The organism is Shinella sp. GW835-FHT14H05, from assembly GCF_058793575.1.
Window position 1 is genome coordinate 1 of sequence record NZ_JBXAFY010000028.1, and the last position, 13,906, is coordinate 13,906.

Consider the following 13,906-nt stretch of genomic DNA (forward strand, 5'->3'; position numbering starts at 1 on the left):
CACTCGAAATGCTCCAGATCACACTCGACATCTTCCTCGCAAGAAAACGCCTCGCGAGTCCAACATGAACACTCCCCTCAAGGGGGGAGATCGGCTTGCGGCGCGGGCATCGCTCAATCTGCAACGGTAGCGAGAGGCTGGACGCGGCCACCATTTAATCTCCCCCTTGTGGGGGAGATGCCCGGCAGGGCAGAGGGGGGGTGAGCCACAGGCCTCAGACCTTACCTTTACCGCCGCAAACTGCCCAAAATCCCGCGCACCAGCGCCCTCCCGAGCGACGACGCCACGGTGCGGGCGACCGACTTCATCGCCGCCTCCGCCACCGTCTCGCGCTGGTAGCCGGTGCGGCCCTTCGGCTGCTTCGGGGCGGATTGTGCCGCCGGTTCCTCGTCGCCGAAGCCGGGCAATGTCCAGCGGCTGCCGCCGGCGGGTTTTTCCTCGGGCTGGGCGTCCGCCTGTTCCTGGGCTGCGGCCGAATCGGCGGCCTTCTTGGCGCGGGCCATCAGGATTTCGTAGGCCGACTCGCGGTCGAAATCCTCGTCATAGAGGCCGGCGACGGGGCTGACCTTCATGATGTCCTGCCGCTCGGCTTCCGTCACCGGGCCAAGGCGCGAGGCCGGCGGGCGGATGAGCGTGCGCTCGACCATCGAGGGCGCCCCCTTGCCTTCGAGCGTCGAGACCAGCGCCTCGCCGGTGCCGAGATTGGTGATGACTTCGGCGCAGTTGAAATCCGGATTGGGGCGGAAGGTATCGGCGGCCGTCTTCACCGCCTTCTGCTCGCGCGGCGTATAGGCGCGCAGCGCATGCTGCACGCGGTTGCCAAGCTGGGCGAGCACGGTTTCCGGCACATCGAGCGGGTTCTGCGTGACGAAATAGACGCCCACGCCCTTGGAACGGATCAGGCGCACGACCTGCTCGACACGCTCGGTCAGCACCTTCGGCGCATCGTTGAACAGCAGGTGCGCCTCGTCGAAGAAGAAGACGAGCTTCGGCTTGTCCGGATCGCCCACTTCCGGCAGCACCTCGAAGAGTTCCGACAGCATCCAGAGCAGGAAAGTGCCGTAGAGGCGCGGGTTCATCATCAGCTTGTCGGCGGCCAGCACCGAGATCGCGCCGCGCCCGTCATTGGTGGTGCGCATGATGTCGGAAATCTTCAACGCCGGCTCGCCGAAGAACTGTTCGGCGCCCTGCTGTTCGAGGATCAGCAATTCGCGCTGGATCGAGCCGACGGAGGCCTTGGAGATGAAGCCGAACTGGTTGGAGAGCGTCGAGGCATTCTCGCCCATATAGTTGAGAAGCGCCTGGAAATCCTTGAGATCGAGCAGCGGCAGGCCGCCCTGGTCGGCGATCTTGAAGGCGATGTTGATCACACCTTCCTGCGCATCCGTGGCGTTCATCAGGCGCGACAGCAGCAGCGGCCCCATCTCGGAGATGGTGGTGCGCACCCGGTGGCCCTTCTCGCCATAGAGATCCCAGAAGATCACCGGGAACTCCTGGAATTCGTAGGGCGTGAGGCCGATCTGGTCGGCGCGCTTCTGGAGAAAATCCTTCGGCTCGCCGATCGCGCCGATGCCGGAAAGGTCGCCCTTCACGTCGGCGCAGAACACCGGCACGCCGGCATTGGAAAAGCCTTCCGCGAGGATCTGCAAGGTCACCGTCTTGCCGGTGCCGGTCGCGCCCGTCACGAGGCCGTGGCGGTTGCCGAACTTCAGGTCGAGATATTCCGGCTTGTTGTTCGTATCGTCCGGCTTGCGGCTGGTGCCGATATAGAGCTTTCCGTCCTGAAGAATCGATTCCGTCACGTTGAAACTCCCTGAAGCCGTTCGACCCGGATGGGGGCGGATTACCGCGCCATCCCAAGTTTTCATTGAATCGTCTCAGGCAGGTTATAAGGATAGTCCGGCACGGGAACAACACGCTTTCAAAGGGCTCCCCGCCCTGCCGTTGAAGGCCCGCGCGCCCGGCTTGAGTTTGCCGGAGAATTCATTTACCTTGACGTCAACGTCAATTTCCCTCGGAGGGTTTTCCATGAACGAACTCGTCACCCGCGTTGCCGATGCCGTCGGCATCGATGCGGCTCTCGCTGAAAAGGCCATCGGCATGATGCTCGGCTTCCTGCAGCGCGAAGCGGCCGACGGCCCGGTCGCCCGCATGATCGAAAGCATTCCCGGCGCCTCCGAGCTGGTTGCGCAGTATAATGGCGAAGGCACGGGCGGCGGTGGCCTGCTCGGCGGCCTGATGAGCGCGATCGGCGGCGGCGGCGTCATGGGCCTCGGCCAGCAGCTGATGAGCGAAGGCCTCGGCATGGGCGAAATCACCGGCCTCGCCAAGGAAACCATGGCCGTCGCCCGCGAGCACGCCGGCGCCGACGTGGTCGACGAAGTCGTCGCCTCCGTGCCGGGCCTCAGCCAGTTCGTCTAAAAAGTTTCTAGAGCGAACGCCGCCGCGCGAACATCAGCGCGGCGGTGAACACCACGAGGATGAGGCCGACCGAGAGCGGTCCGGCCTTCGGGCCGCCGGCCTCCATGATCGCGCCGGTCATGCTCGATCCCGCACCGCTGCCGGTTGCATAGGCCAGCGCAAAGGCCGCACTTCCCGCCACCAGCATCGCGCCGTTGTAGCGCTCGCCGAGCATGGTGAGCGCGCAGGTATAGAGCGAGAAGGCCGCCGTTCCCATCAGCGCGAAGACCGACAGGATGGCGAGTTCCGATTCCATTGACGGCAGGATGAGATAGCTCCCCGCCGCCACGCTGACGGCGACCATGGCGACACGCTCGCGCGGCAGGCGATCGAGCAGCATGCCGATAAAGGGCTGGGCGATCGCCGTCGGCAGCGCCAGCACGGTCACGCTGATCGCGGCAAAGGCCTCCGTATGCCCCATCTTCACGAAATAGACCGGCATGGCGGAGATCGCCGCGATATCGGCAAAGCCGAAGACGAAGACCATGCCGACGAGCAGCGGTGCCGCCCTGAAGAAGCGGAAGACGTCGCCGGTCGATGATGGTTCCGGCACCGTGCGGGTGGAGAACATCAGCATGGCGGTGGCGAAGGCGACGATCGCCAGATAAACGGCCGTCAGCGCGAAGCCGAAGCCGCCCTCGCTGCCGAGCAGCGGAATGGCGAGCGGCCCCGCGGCAAAACCGGCGCACATGCCGGCACCATAGATGCCGGAGACGCGGCCGCGCAGCCGGTCCGGGCAGGCGGCGTTCAGCCACGCCTCGCCGAGCATGAAGATGAGGCTCGCGAAGAAGCCGAGCAGGAAACGCGCGACGAACCAGACGGCAAAGGAATCGAAGGCCGCGAAGGTGGCGAGGCAGAACGAGCAGCCGATGAGGCTTGCGACGATCAGCCGGTCGGCCCGCCAGCGCGCCGTCAGGCTGCCGAGCAGCAGAGTCGATGCGGCGAGGCCGCCGGCAAAGGCCAGCGCATTGACGCCGATCAGCGCCGGCGAGAATCCGCGCGCCTCCAGCGTCAGCGAGATCAGCGGATAGGTGAGCCCCTGCGCCACGGAAAAGGCGGTGACGCCGAGAATGACGGCGGCAATGGCCGGCCAGTCCGGCGCGAAGACGGTGGGGGACGAGGACGACATGGAGGGCTCCCTGCGCCGCATTTCGGCGCGCACCCTCCATATCGGATCGGACCCCTGATTGGGAAGGGGCCGCTCAGCCGATCACGCGCAGCAGCGCGCGCAGGATTTCGCCCATGCGGGCATGGGTGATGCCGTTGCGCACATCGGCCGCGCGGTGCACCACCACGAGATTGAGCACCTCGACGACGATGATATATTGCCCGCCGGCACCGCTGGCATAGGTGATCGGGACGTCGATGCTGAGGCTGTCACCCGGCGCATTCGCCTCCGCCGTCCACCAGAGATAGCCGTAGCCGCGCCCGCCGCCGAGGTCGCTCCACGCCGTGGTGCTGTCCCGGACCCATCGTTCGGGCACGATCCGGCGCTGTTCCCAGAGGCCGCGCTTGAGGAAGAGATGGCCGACGCGGGCGAGGTCGCGGCCGGACAAGCGCATCTTGTAGACCGGATGAAGCGATTCCGGGCCGGGAACATCGAAAATGTCCTCCACCGTAAAATCCTGCATCTCCAGCGGTTCCGCGACGAATTTTTGGAAGGCCTCGGCAAGCGTGCGGCCGGTCTCCTGCCGGTAGATCGTGCCGAGCACGTTGAAATCCCAGTTGTTGTAGTACCAGAACGTGCCGGGCGGGTGGCTGCCGCGCGCGGGTCTTCCCGGCTCCATGCCGTAGACACAGGGGTGGTAGATGCCGGAGCGGGATTTCAGCAGGTCGGCGATGCTCGCCTGTTTCTCTTCCCGCGTTAGCGGGGAGAGATCGTCGATGCCGAGGTCTTCGAGCGTTGCATCGAGGTCGATTTCACCGGCTTCGATGGCGATGCCGTAGAGCACGCCGATCAGCGACTTGCGCACCGAGGCGACGCTGGAGCGGTGAGCATGACGGCCGCGCTCGAAGACCACGCGGCCATCACGCACCGCCAGCAATGCGGTCGAGCCGCCTGCGGCGAGCAGGGTATCGAGATCGTCCAACAGGGCCTCCTCGCGGGGGGAGAATCGGAGGCCAAGTCTGGCATTTCCGGACATGAAAATCTCCCGCGGCCTGAACCGCGGGAGAGGGTTTGGGCAATCAGGCCGCCTGGTCCCAGGCGGGTGCAAGGCCATCCGGGCTGACGATGCGGCCGTCCGGGCGGGCGAGCCCGTGGATGCGCGCCATCTCGTCGGGCGTCAGCGCGAAGTCGAAGATCGCAAGGTTCTCGGCAAGCCGGCTTTCCGTCGCGGTCTTGGTCAGCGCCACGACATCCGGCTGCTGGATCAGCCAGCGCAGCACGACCTGGGCGGCCGATTTGCCATGCGCCGCACCGATCTCCTTCAGCGCCGCCTCCATCGGCACCTTGCCGTCGGCCATGGCGTAATAGGCGGTCAGCGCCATGTGGTGGGTCGCGGCGGTCTCCAGCACCTTCGTCTGGTCGAGATAGGGATGGTACTCGACCTGGTTGGTGGCGAGCGGTGCGGCGCTAAGGCGTACCGCATCTGCCATCAGCGCGCTGTTGAAGTTGCTGACGCCGATATGTTTCGCCAGGCCACGTTCGCGCACGGCATTCAGTTCGCCGATCTGGTCGGCGAGCGACACCGCGTCGTTCGGCCAGTGCAGCAGCAGGAGATCGACATGGTCGGTCCTGAGCTTGGCGAGGCTTTCCTCGACCGAAGCGGCGAACGTATCCTTGCCGTAGTTCGCCACCCAGACCTTGGTGGTGAGGAAGATTTCGGAGCGGGCGACGCCGGATGTCTGGATGGCCTCGCCGACGGCCGCCTCGTTTTCATAGATCTGCGCGGTATCGACATGGCGGAAGCCGGTGGCGAGCGCCTTCGGCAGGATGGAGAGGACTTCGGCTTCCGGCATGCGGAAGGTTCCGAAGCCGAGCTGGGGAATGTTTGCGCCATTGGCGTTGACGGTTTTCATGGAGATTTCCTTTCGAGTGGATGAAAAATTCAGGCCGGCTGGCAGGCGGCGTCCGGCTGGCTACGTTCGCGCCGGTCGAGCGCGCCGCTGGCGAGCGTCAGGCCGAGGGCGGCGGCGACCAGGATGGCGCCGACCCAGGGCGTGGCGCCGAGGCCGAGCGAGGAGGCGACGACGAGCCCGCCGATCCAGGCACCGGCGGCGATGCCGAGATTGAAGGCCGCGATGTTGAGCGCCGAGGCGACATCGACGGCGGCCGGGCGGTGACGCTTGGCGATATCGACCACATAGAGCTGGAGGCCCGGCACGGTGGCGAAGGACAGGAAGCCGAGGGCGGCGAGTGTGACCAGCGCCAGCACCGGCGAGGGCGCGGTGAAGGTGAGCGCCACCAGCACGGCGGCCTGGAGGGCGAAGAGCACAGCGAGCGCCTTCACGGGATCGCGGTCCGCCACCTTGCCGCCGACGATGTTGCCGAAGGCGATGGCTGCGCCATAGAGCACGAGCACGAGGCTGACCGTGTTGGCGCTGAAGCCGGTGATTTCCTGCAAGAGCGGCGAGAGGAAGGTGAAGGTGACGAAGGTGCCGCCATAACCGAGCGCCGTCATGGCGAAGACGATGAGCAGACGGCCGGAGCCGAGCACGCGCACCTGTTCCAGAAGGCCCGCCGGCTTTTCCCGGCGAAGGTTCGACGGCAGCAGGAGGGCTATGGCGGCAAAGGCGACGACGCCCAGCGCTGCGACGGCCCAGAAGGTGGCGCGCCAGCCAAAGGTCTGGCCGATGAAGGTGCCGAGCGGCACGCCGGTGACGATGGCGACCGTCAGGCCCATGAACATCATGGCGATGGCGGAGGCCCGGCGGTCCGGTGCGACGAGATCGGCGGCAATGGTGGCGCCGACGGAGAAGAACACGCCGTGCGCGAAGGCGGAGAGCACGCGGCCGGCCAGCAGCATGCCGTAGCTCGGCGCGAGCGCCGCCAGCACATTGCCGGCGATAAAGAGGGCCATGAGGCCGATGAGCAGCGGCTTGCGGCCGAGCTTGCCGGTGAGTGCCGTTAGGATAGGCGCGCCAAAAGTGACGCCGAGCGCGTAGACGGAGACGATGAGGCCGGCGAGCGGCAGGGTGATGTCGAGGTCGGTCGCGACCGTCGGCAGGAGGCCGACGATGACGAATTCGGTGGTGCCGATCGCGTAGGCCGCGACGGTCAGGGCAAAGAGGGCGAGTGGCATGGCGGTTCCCTGCGCGCGGTCTTGGGTCCGCGCGGCTTGGCTGGGTTGCGATGTTGGTTCGGGGAGGAATATGGGGCAAAGCCACTTGCTCGTTAATGAGGCATAGTGGATAAGCATATGTGAATTGGATTCAAAGGCGGGGCATGGACAATCGGGCCGGCGAAATGGAGGTTTTCGTGTTGGCGGCGGAGCTGAAGAGCTTTTCCGCCGCCGGGCGAAAGCTGCGCCTGTCGCCCTCGGCGATCAGCAAACTCGTCACCCGCATCGAGGACCGGCTCGGCGCGCGCCTCATCGTGCGCACGACGCGGCGGCTGGAGCTGACGCCGGAGGGCGAGGTCTATCTCGGTCGCGCACGCGCCATCCTCGCGGAGATCGCCGAGACGGAGCGCATCGTTGCGGAAGGTGCCCGCGTCGTGCCGCGCGGCGCGCTTCGCGTAAACGCCTCGGTCGGTTTCGGCGAGCGCTACATCCTGCCGCTGGTGCCGGATTTCCTGGCGCTCTATCCGGAAATCGAGCTCGACCTGACGCTGACCGACGGCGTCATCGACGTGATCGGCGAACGCACCGACGTCGCCATCCGCTCCGGCCCGTTACGCGATTCCTCCCTGAAGGCACGAAAACTGCTCGAAAGCGGCAAGGCAATCATCGCCGCGCCGGCATATCTCGAAAGGCACGGCACGCCGCAGCACCCCGCCGATCTCGCGTCCCACAATTGCCTGCGCTTCAACTTCCGCCGCAGCATGGACGACTGGCCTTTCCTGTCGGAGGACGGCCAGACCGTCGAGGCCTACGACATTACCGGCAACATGCTGGTCTCCAGCGGCGCCATCCAGCGCCAGCTCTGCCTCGACGGCGTCGGCCTCGCCCGCATCGGCCGTTTTCATATCGAACCGGATATCGTGTCCGGCCGCCTGGTGCCGGTGCTCGAAGCCTTCAACCCCGGCGACATCGAAGTCGTCCACGCCGTCTTCGCCGGCCACGAGCACCTCGCGGCCCGCATCAGGGCGTTCATCGATTTTCTGGTCGAAAAGATCTGAGGGGCGTTGCGGTTCGGACCCCCCTCTGCCCTGCCGGGCATCTCCCCCTCAAGGGGGGAGATTGGATGGGCGCGAGGGCATTGCCCCATCCGCAACGTTCGCGTTGGGCGGGGCGTTTCCGCGAGTCGATCTCCCCCCTTGAGGGGGAGATGCCCGGCAGGGCAGAGGGGGGGTATTTCTGGCGCAGACGCCGGTCGGCTACTTCTTCACCGCCACAATAAAAAGCCGCGGAAACCGTAACAGCCGCCGCCCGTCCGCCATCTGCGCATAGGCTTTGGCGATGCGGCCCTCGTAGTCGGCGAGGAAGCCATCGCGTTCCTCCGCGGGGATGCAGTCGAGATAGGGGCGCAGGCCCGTGCTTTTGACCCATTCGACGATCGCGCCCGCATCCGCCATCTGACGGTTGTAGGCGGTGTGCCAGACGTCGACGCGGGCCGCCTTCGGGCCGAGCGCATCCATATAGGCGGCGGGGGCGGGGAGCGGCTTTCGCCGTGGCGTGCCGCCGGAAAAATGGCTGCGCCAGGGGCCGGCGAAGGCGCTTTCCTCCATCAGCATATGCGACGGTTCGGAAAGATTGTCCGGCATCTGCACGGCGAGCACGCCGCCGGGGCGCAGGCCGTCCATCAGGGTCGTCAGGACCGCAACATGATCGGGCAACCACTGGAACACGGCATTGGCAAAGAGCAGGGCGGCCGGTTCGGGCGGCCGCCATTTCGCGAGGTCGCATTCAACGAAATCGACGCCCGGCAATCGCTCGCGCGCCGCCCGCAGCATGTCCGCCGCATTGTCGACGCCGCGCACGCCGCGGCCGGGAAAGCGCTCCACCAGCAGTTCCGTCGAATTGCCGGGGCCGCAGCCGAGGTCGTAGACCGTGCCGGCCACGAGATCGGCGGGCACCTGGGCCAGGAGGTCGCGGGCGGGCCGCGTGCGTTCGTCTTCGAATTTCAGGTATTGTGCCGCGGACCAGGCCATTCAGAGACTTTCGAGCGAGCGCAGGATCAGCGCCGGGCCAAGGTCGAAATACTCGTCCGGCATGTCGTTGCGGTTGATCCAGACGGTGCGGAAGCCGAATTTCGTGGCACCCGCAATGTCCCAGCGGTTGGACGACTGGAAGGAGACGGCATCCGGATAGAGCCGGTAATTCGTCGTCACGAGATCGTAGACGGCGGGCGCCGTCTTGTAGGTCTTCAGCGCGTCGACGGAAAAGATGTCGTCGATGACGGTGTCGAGCGCGGCGTTCTTCACCGCGGAGGCGAGCATGGCGGGGGAACCGTTGGAGAGGATGGCGATATGCGCGCCGCGGCTTTTGAGCGCCTTCAACACGGCCGGCACTTCCGGGTAGCAGTCGAGCTTCCAATAGGCATCGAGCAGCTTCTGGCGCAACGCCGGATCGACGCCGCCGATGCGCTTGAAGGTGAAGTCCAGCGCCTGTTCGGTGAGCTGCCAGAAATCGGCATAGGACCCCATCAGCGCCCGCGTCCAGGAATATTCGAGCTGCTTTGCGCGCCAGACCTCGGAAAAGCTCTGGTAGTTCGGCCCCACATCGCCCGCATGGCGGCGCACCGCCGCATGCACGTCGAACAACGTGCCATAGGCGTCGAAGACATAGGCGGCATGGGCCATTGGCGGCGATTCCTTATCAGCATTCTCACCAGCGATTGGGTGTCATCCGCTGGTGAATGTCAATTGTGTGGGGCGTGTGTGGTTCCCCCCCTCTGGCCTGCCGGCCATCTCCCCCTCAAGGGCGAGATCGGCGAGGGGCGAGCACATTGCTCAAGTATAACGTCTATGTCGGGCAAAACATTGCCCCATCCAATCTCCCCCCTTGAGGGGGAGATGCCCGGCAGGGCAGAGGGGGGTGAGCCCAACTCAAAACCGCGTAATCACGCTGATCCCCAGATCCGTCGCCTTGTCCATCGCCATCAGCGCCGGCACCGCCTCATCGAGGCTGATATGGCGGCCGATGAGTTTTTGCGGGGCGAGCTTGCCGCCGGCGATCATCGCCAGCATGGCATCGTAGCGCCAGGCCTGCATGCCGTGGCTGCCGTAGATCTCCAGCTCGTGGCCGATGACCTGCGCCATCGGGATCTGCGGCGTCGCATGGTCGGCGAGCATCAGGCCGACCTGCACGTGCCGCCCGCGCCGGCGCAGGTTCTTGATCGAGTTGAAGCAGGTGACGGGCGAGCCCAGCGCATCGACCGAGGCGTGCGCGCCACCGCCGGTGATCTCGCGCACCGCCTCCGCCACATCGGCGACGTCACGGGCATTGACGGTCGCGACGGCCCCCATCTGCCTGGCGAAGGCCAGTTTCTCGTCGGAAATGTCGATGGCGATCGGGTTGGCGCCGAGGGCGGCGGCGATCATGATCGCCGAGAGCCCCACGCCGCCGCAGCCATGCACTGCCACCCATTCGCCGCCCGTCACCCGCGCCTGGTCGACGATGGCGCGAAACGAGGTGGCGAAGCGGCAGCCGAGGCTTGCGGCCGTCGCATAGTCGATCGCGTCGGGCAGGTGCACGAGATTGTGGTCGGCATAGTCGATCGCGACATATTCGGCAAAGGAACCCCAATGGGTGAAGCCGGGCTGGAACTGTTCCTCGCAGATCTGCTGGTTGCCCGAGCGGCACTCGCCGCAATGGCCGCAGCCGGACACGAAGGGCACGGTGACCCGCTCGCCCACGCGAAAGCGGCTGACCGCGCTCCCCGTCGCCACGACTCGGCCGGCAAGCTCGTGGCCCGGCACATGCGGCAGGCGGATATCCGGATCGTGCCCCATCCAGCCATGCCAGTCGCTGCGGCAAAGCCCGGTCGCCTCCACCTGGATCACCACGCCGCCCGGTGTCGGCGTCGGATCCGGCAGGGTGCGGATCTCCGGTGTCGCCTCGAAGGCCTCGTAATACATCGCGCGCATGTCTGTTCTCCCTTTATGCTTGTATGGCATGCGCCCACCGGGCTCTCAACCAGCTGACCCATGACAAGCCCTGATACATCCATTCAACATCTTGAATGGACAAGTGCCGCGCGCTGTCGGAAGGCATTTGCGACTTGACCGGCCCGCCCGGTCGGGCCTTGATGGGCGAAAAGGAGTAGAAAAATGCCAGTCGATACCGCACCCCGCTCGACGACCTGGACCTTCGTGGATGGCGAATGGATTTCGGGCAACCCGCCGCTCATCGGCCCCACCTCGCATGCCATGTGGCTCGGCTCGACCGTCTTCGACGGCGCGCGCTGGTTCGACGGCATCGCGCCGGATCTCGATCTCCATTGCCAGCGCGTCAACCGCTCCGCCGAAGCGCTCGGCCTCAGGGCGGCTGTCGGCGCCGATGAGATCGAGGCGCTCGCCTGGGAGGGCGTGCAAAAATTCGACGGCAAGACGGCGATCTACATCAAGCCGATGTACTGGGCCGAGCACGGCTCCCCGACCAGCGTCGTGGCGCCGGACCCGGATTCGACACGCTTCGCGCTCTGCCTGTTCGAGGCCTCGATGGGCGACCCGAAGGCGGCGTCCTCGCTCACGCTCTCGCCCTTCCGCCGCCCGACGGTCGAATGCATGCCGACGGATGCCAAGGCCGGCTGCCTCTATCCCAACAATGCCCGCATGCTGGTGGAGGCCCGCAAGCGCGGCTTCGACAATGCGCTGGTGCGCGACATGCTGGGCAATGTCGCCGAGACCGCCTCGTCCAACATCTTCATGGTGAAGGACGGCGTCGTCTTCACGCCGGCCGCCAACCGCACCTTCCTCGCCGGCATCACACGCAGCCGCGTCATCGGCCTCCTGAAGGACGCAGGCTTCGAGGTGGTGGAAACCACGCTGACGCTCGCGGACTTCGAGACGGCCGACGAGATCTTCACCTCCGGCAACTATTCCAAGGTGGTGCCGGTAACGCGGCTCGACGACCGCAATCTCCAGCCCGGCCCGATCACCGCAAAGGCCCGCGACCTCTATTTCGACTGGGCCCATTCGAACGGCGACGCCTGAGACAAGAGAGCCGGCCGAAAGGCCGGCTTTTGCGCATGCACCCGTCTCGGATATATGCGAGCGCACTACCTCTCCTCCGTCATCCTCGGGCTTGACCCGAGGATCCATGCCACATGGACAGCGCGTGCCGTGGAGGTGGGTCCTCGGGTCAAGCCCGAGGATGACGGAGGAGAGGTGGCGTGGCGGATTTAGAGCACGGGCGCGTGGTAAAGCGTGGGGTTTTATTTATTCCTGGCCCGTCTCGTCCACGGTCTTGTTGTCGCCCGTCGCCGCGCGTTCTGCCGCGGCGGCCTCGCGCTCGCTTTCGCGCACCACATGCAGGAACTCGGCGGCGATGGCGGGTGTCACCTGCACCGTCTTCTTCTGCTTGTCGTAGACGCAGACATAGGTGACCTGGCTCTTCGATTCCGGGGAAAGGCCCTCGATCGCGGCGATGCCGAAGGATTCGGTGCCCGTCGGCTCGACGAAGACCGTCGGCGTGCCGAGCGCTTCCGGCAGGCTCGCCACGCAGCTCTTCTCCACGTCGGCGCGGAATTCCTCCCAGGCATCCGGGGACGAGGCGTGGGCGACGGACGCGGCGAGCGAGAGGACGAGGGCGGTAAGCGGAAGGACGCGCATGGGATGCTCCGGATTGGTGGACGTCGGACAAAATGTCCCGAATCGGTTTTCGTTCCGCTTCGTCATTGATCTGACACGGAAAACCGGAAGGATTTTGTCCGATGTCAGGAAAATTTGGAACTTGGGCGGTTGCCTCTGCCGATTGCCGCTCCTATGTTCCGCTCACGGATTTCATTGAAAAAAATTCCGTCGCCAAGAGGAGACACCACGATGGCTTTCGAACTTCCGCCGCTTCCCTATGATTACGATGCGCTTGCGCCCTTCATGTCGCGCGAAACGCTCGAATATCACCACGACAAGCACCACAAGGCCTATGTCGACAACGGCAACAAGCTGGCGGAGGAAGCGGGCCTCGCGGACCTCTCCCTCGAAGAGATCGTCAAGAAGTCCTACGGCACCAACCAGGGCCTCTTCAACAATGCCGGCCAGCACTACAACCACGTCCATTTCTGGAAGTGGCTGAAGAAGGGCGGCGGCGGCAAGAGCCTGCCGGGCGCGCTCCAGACCGCGATCGACAGCGATCTCGGCGGCTACGACAAGTTCAAGGCCGATTTCATCGCCGCCGGCACCACGCAGTTCGGCTCCGGCTGGGCCTGGCTCTCCGTCAAGGACGGCAAGCTCGCCATCTCCAAGACCCCGAACGGCGAAAACCCGCTCGTTCACGGCGCAGAGCCGATCCTCGGCGTCGACGTCTGGGAACACTCCTATTACATCGACTACCGCAACGCCCGCCCGAAATACCTCGAAGCCTTCGTCGACAGCCTGATCAACTGGGACTACGTCCTGGAGCGCTACGAAGCCGCGACGAAGTAAGCCGCTTCGGTTTTTTCGAATTTGTGGAAACCCCGGCTGGCAACGGCCGGGGTTTTTCATTGGTCGACAAACCGCCTCCATGATGGCATAAATGCCAACATGGATGCCGTGCTGCTCGAACGGTCGAAAACGGTGCTGCCGGATGGGGCGATCGTCGAGATCGTGCTCTGGCGGGTTACCGAACCTGTTGCGGGAAGCACCCATCTCTACAAGTACCGCCTGTTCTACGGGCGGGACGGCCGGCGTATCGTAGGCTTCGACAATGAACGCGGCAAGGGCGATCATTGCCATCTCGACGGAAAGGAGCGGCCCTACGCCTTCTCCACCGTCGCTGCGCTGCTCGAAGAGTTTCGGGCGGAGATTGCGAAAAGGAGACCTTGAATGAAGCGCGCCCAGATCCAGATCCGCAGCGATGCCGAAGCGCTGCTTTCGGAAAGCCTTGCGCGGGCGGCAGAAGCGGCCCGTACGGGCGTGCCGTCCGACCCGGTTGCGACCTTCACCTTCAGTTCGCCGGCGCAGCTTTTCTCCGTCATCAGCCCGAAGCGGTGGGCATTGATCGAGCATTTGCAGAAGATCGGCCCGAGCAGCATCCGGGCGCTAGCGCGCTCGCTGGAACGGGATGTGAAGCGGGTGCACGAGGATGTGGTCGCGCTCGCCGACTGGGGCATTATCGAACGCACCGATGACGGGAAGGTCGAAGTGCCCTTCGATGTCATCCACGCCGATTTCGATTTGCGCGCGGTCGCCTAGCGTCCG

General features: G+C 65.3%; 15 protein-coding genes. 6 read left to right on the forward strand and 9 right to left on the reverse strand.

From position 1 onward, the window contains the following. Positions 1-227 precede the first annotated feature (227 nt). Positions 228-1,790 (reverse strand): helicase HerA-like C-terminal domain-containing protein, encoded by a 1,563-nt coding sequence (locus AC1Q6Z_RS33935; protein ID WP_492650621.1) that lies wholly within the window; start codon positions 1,788-1,790, stop codon positions 228-230. A 238-nt stretch (positions 1,791-2,028) separates the two neighbouring features. Between AC1Q6Z_RS33935 and AC1Q6Z_RS33940 the strand changes: the two genes are divergently transcribed. Beyond that, entirely contained in the window at positions 2,029-2,421 is a 393-nt protein-coding gene (locus tag AC1Q6Z_RS33940) for a hypothetical protein (protein WP_256120779.1), read from the forward strand. Between the two features lie 7 nt (positions 2,422-2,428). On the opposite strand, the gene AC1Q6Z_RS33945 is transcribed toward AC1Q6Z_RS33940, so the two are convergent. The 4 genes from AC1Q6Z_RS33945 to AC1Q6Z_RS33960 all read right to left on the reverse strand — a co-directional run bounded on the left by AC1Q6Z_RS33945 (position 2,429) and on the right by AC1Q6Z_RS33960 (position 6,704). Beyond that, positions 2,429-3,589 (reverse strand): MFS transporter, encoded by a 1,161-nt coding sequence (locus tag AC1Q6Z_RS33945; RefSeq protein WP_492650587.1) that lies wholly within the window; start codon positions 3,587-3,589, stop codon positions 2,429-2,431. A gap of 73 nt (positions 3,590-3,662) precedes the next feature. Next, the gene (locus tag AC1Q6Z_RS33950; protein ID WP_492650588.1) at positions 3,663-4,550 is read right to left on the reverse strand and encodes a serine hydrolase domain-containing protein; all 888 of its coding nucleotides are present in this window, start codon (positions 4,548-4,550) and stop codon (positions 3,663-3,665) included. A 97-nt stretch (positions 4,551-4,647) separates the two neighbouring features. Continuing rightward, positions 4,648-5,481 (reverse strand): aldo/keto reductase, encoded by an 834-nt coding sequence (locus AC1Q6Z_RS33955; protein WP_492650589.1) that lies wholly within the window; start codon positions 5,479-5,481, stop codon positions 4,648-4,650. Between the two features lie 29 nt (positions 5,482-5,510). Further along, positions 5,511-6,704 (reverse strand): MFS transporter, encoded by a 1,194-nt coding sequence (locus AC1Q6Z_RS33960; protein WP_492650590.1) that lies wholly within the window; start codon positions 6,702-6,704, stop codon positions 5,511-5,513. 143 nt (positions 6,705-6,847) lie between these two features. Between AC1Q6Z_RS33960 and AC1Q6Z_RS33965 the strand changes: the two genes are divergently transcribed. Beyond that, the gene (locus AC1Q6Z_RS33965) at positions 6,848-7,741 is read left to right on the forward strand and encodes a LysR family transcriptional regulator (RefSeq protein ID WP_439619117.1); all 894 of its coding nucleotides are present in this window, start codon (positions 6,848-6,850) and stop codon (positions 7,739-7,741) included. A gap of 198 nt (positions 7,742-7,939) precedes the next feature. On the opposite strand, the gene tam is transcribed toward AC1Q6Z_RS33965, so the two are convergent. From tam to AC1Q6Z_RS33980, 3 genes are all read right to left on the reverse strand, one after another. Continuing rightward, positions 7,940-8,713: a trans-aconitate 2-methyltransferase gene (tam, locus tag AC1Q6Z_RS33970; protein WP_492650591.1), complete on the reverse strand. Its 774-nt coding sequence runs from the start codon at positions 8,711-8,713 to the stop codon at positions 7,940-7,942. After that, the gene (locus AC1Q6Z_RS33975; protein ID WP_256120786.1) at positions 8,714-9,364 is read right to left on the reverse strand and encodes a haloacid dehalogenase type II; all 651 of its coding nucleotides are present in this window, start codon (positions 9,362-9,364) and stop codon (positions 8,714-8,716) included. It abuts the gene before it with no gap. 246 nt (positions 9,365-9,610) lie between these two features. Further along, positions 9,611-10,651, reverse strand: a complete 1,041-nt coding sequence (locus AC1Q6Z_RS33980) for a zinc-dependent alcohol dehydrogenase family protein (protein ID WP_492650592.1) — start codon at positions 10,649-10,651, stop codon at positions 9,611-9,613. A gap of 183 nt (positions 10,652-10,834) precedes the next feature. Here AC1Q6Z_RS33980 and AC1Q6Z_RS33985 point away from each other — a divergent pair, with 183 nt between their 5' ends. Further along, entirely contained in the window at positions 10,835-11,719 is an 885-nt protein-coding gene (locus tag AC1Q6Z_RS33985) for a branched-chain amino acid aminotransferase (RefSeq protein ID WP_492650593.1), read from the forward strand. 225 nt (positions 11,720-11,944) lie between these two features. Here AC1Q6Z_RS33985 and AC1Q6Z_RS33990 read toward each other — a convergent pair whose 3' ends face one another. Further along, positions 11,945-12,337, reverse strand: coding sequence for a hypothetical protein (locus AC1Q6Z_RS33990; RefSeq protein ID WP_492650594.1), 393 nt, complete (start codon positions 12,335-12,337; stop codon positions 11,945-11,947). Positions 12,338-12,547: 210 nt separating this feature from the next. On the opposite strand from AC1Q6Z_RS33990, the gene AC1Q6Z_RS33995 reads away from it, so the two are divergent. From AC1Q6Z_RS33995 to AC1Q6Z_RS34005, 3 genes are all read left to right on the forward strand, one after another. Next, positions 12,548-13,150, forward strand: a complete 603-nt coding sequence (locus tag AC1Q6Z_RS33995; protein WP_435269668.1) for a superoxide dismutase — start codon at positions 12,548-12,550, stop codon at positions 13,148-13,150. A gap of 99 nt (positions 13,151-13,249) precedes the next feature. Then, positions 13,250-13,531 carry a toxin-antitoxin system TumE family protein gene (locus tag AC1Q6Z_RS34000; protein ID WP_492650595.1) on the forward strand — a complete coding sequence of 94 codons (282 nt, stop codon included), beginning with the start codon at positions 13,250-13,252 and terminating at the stop codon, positions 13,529-13,531. After that, positions 13,532-13,900, forward strand: a complete 369-nt coding sequence (locus AC1Q6Z_RS34005) for an HVO_A0114 family putative DNA-binding protein (RefSeq protein ID WP_492650596.1) — start codon at positions 13,532-13,534, stop codon at positions 13,898-13,900. Positions 13,901-13,906: the final 6 nt, after the last annotated feature.